Raw genomic sequence first — 2,056 nt, 5'->3', positions numbered from 1 at the left:
CGGGGCTCCTGCGATTTCTAGCTGAGGCAGTGCTACAGCCACGGAGCCCAACCCTGGTGCCGAGCGGACAGATTCTGACGGCTTTGAATCGCTGCAGAGGGATGCACAAACTCATGGGCAATGCCTTGATAGGTCAGTTGCAAAGGACTCCGTCCCGCTAATGCGAACAGCAAGGGCCCAGAAGCACCACCGCTCACAGCAGCTCGTCGATCAGCCGGAGCACCTGCTGCAGCTCAGCACCGGGGATCCTTTGATGTTGTTCCAGGTTGATCTCCACCAACTGTTTGAGGGCAAGAAGCTTCAGGTTGACCTCCACCGCCGCCACCGCAATGGCTTGTGCTGCCGGCAAATAGCCACTGGCCCCCAAATCCAAAAGGGCAGCCCGCCGCAGATGGATGTTGTGGTGATTCAACACCGACAGCAGGCGCTGAGCAAAAGTCGGATCCCCGGTGAGACGATAGCAGGCCCGCGCCGCCGCACATTGCAAACGGATGGAAGTGTGCTCTAGGTAGGGACAGATTGGCTCCAGAGCAGCGGTCACTTGCAGTTGTCCAAGAGCCTCGACAATGGCTTCTAGGGCGGCTTGGGCTTCCGTCTGCAGTCCTTGCTCCACAAAGCGCAGCCCTTCTAGCAAAGCGGATCCCAGCTTTTCCACTTCGTCGGGATCCCTATGGATGTTGTTGGCAAAGGCAATCTCAACCAGTGCCTGGGCAGCGGCTGCCACCACTTGGCCATCGGAGCAAGACAAAGCCGCCTTCAGGGGAGGGATCCCGGCGAGGGATCCCAGTTTACCCAAAGCACGAGCAGCGTTGCGCCGCAGCGGATATCCCCCTTGAGCGGTGCGATCCGTTTCATCGGCCAGGGCCTCGATCAGGGCAGGGATCCCTTCGGCAATGCGCATGCGTCCCAGCCACCAAGCGGCATAGTAGCGTTCCCCCGGATCCCCGTGGCGCAGCTTGGCGATTTGTCCAGCCGGGGTGAGATCCACCGATGGATCGGGATCCAGAGGAACAGCAGTGGTCATGGAATCGACAACGGAGAAGACACCGAGAAGGGATCAAGCGCTGCGGACACTGACGATCTTGGCGCCCGATTTGAGCAACCGCTGCATTGTCGCCGACAGTTGATCGGCAGAGACGAAGATCTGCTGGTTGGATTTGCGCACTCGGCTGGAAGTGGCCAGGGCCGAAGGCGGATTCAGCAGCCGGGTCACTTCCACACAGAACATGCGATCCGACTGGCCCGTTGGCGGCCCCAGGTGTTTGGAAATGGGGCTGGGCGGCAGCAGCCCCCGCACCCCAATGCGGCGAATGGCCGGGGTAAACCCGGTGGCCAAAGGCATCATCAGACGGGGTCTGGGCCCTTGGGAGCGGTCGTTGTTGGCGTAGCCCCCGTAGAGGGCGAAGAGATTGGTAAAGTCGCGGGTGGAATGGGCCTTGCGGTATTCAAACCCACGCGGGTAGGGGACGATGTTGTCTCCAAAAGCTTCTAGGTATTCTGGGCTGTCGATGTAGGAATCGATCTCCGCGCTGTGGCCGCCAGATTGGTAGATGTCCAAATGGCGGGCGATGTCTTTGGGGCTGGTGGGAGCGCGTCCCAGCAGATGCTTGAAATTGAGCTCGATGGCCCGGGTTTGCGAGTTGGGGTAGAAAAACCGCTTTTTGTAGGCTTCGGACTTGGCGATCCATCGCACAAACTCCCGCACCGTCAGGCTGCCCTGGCGCAGCAGCGATTCCGCACTGGCTAGCTCCTTCCTATCGGCCCCAAACAAATGGTCGTTGCCCAGCACCTGACGGTAGATGGCCCGCAGCACCGCATTGAGCTGATCCTGGCTGGCGTTGGGGCGCAACTCCAGTGGGGTGGTCTCCGTAATGCCCCGGATCCCCATCCGGCTTGCCGCTGTAATTGCACTCATGCTAATTCCCCCGATTGAACTGAATGGACACAGATTGAGAACAAGCTTGCGTTTAGGGTCATTTCGATTCAAGCTAGGACATTGTACCCACACCTAAAGTGTTGGTTGCGTCGTCGCGTCGGCGTTGCGGAGCAATAATGC

2 protein-coding genes are annotated in these 2,056 nt (G+C 59.6%); both read right to left on the bottom strand.

Going from position 1 to position 2,056, the window contains the following annotated elements; all coding sequences use genetic code 11:
* Positions 1-193: 193 nt before the first annotated feature.
* Positions 194-1,024 (bottom strand): HEAT repeat domain-containing protein, encoded by an 831-nt coding sequence (locus NW818_RS12965; RefSeq protein ID WP_414424790.1) that lies wholly within the window; start codon positions 1,022-1,024, stop codon positions 194-196.
* Between the two features lie 33 nt (positions 1,025-1,057).
* Positions 1,058-1,915, bottom strand: a complete 858-nt coding sequence (locus tag NW818_RS12960; protein WP_414332161.1) for a phycobilisome rod-core linker polypeptide — start codon at positions 1,913-1,915, stop codon at positions 1,058-1,060.
* Between the last annotated feature and the right edge of the window lie 141 nt (positions 1,916-2,056).

The sequence above is a fragment of the Synechococcus sp. R6-5 genome (genome assembly GCF_047461775.1).
Taxonomy (GTDB): Bacteria; Cyanobacteriota; Cyanobacteriia; order Thermostichales; family Thermostichaceae; genus Thermostichus.
This window is presented reverse-complemented; position numbering and strand designations above follow the sequence as displayed.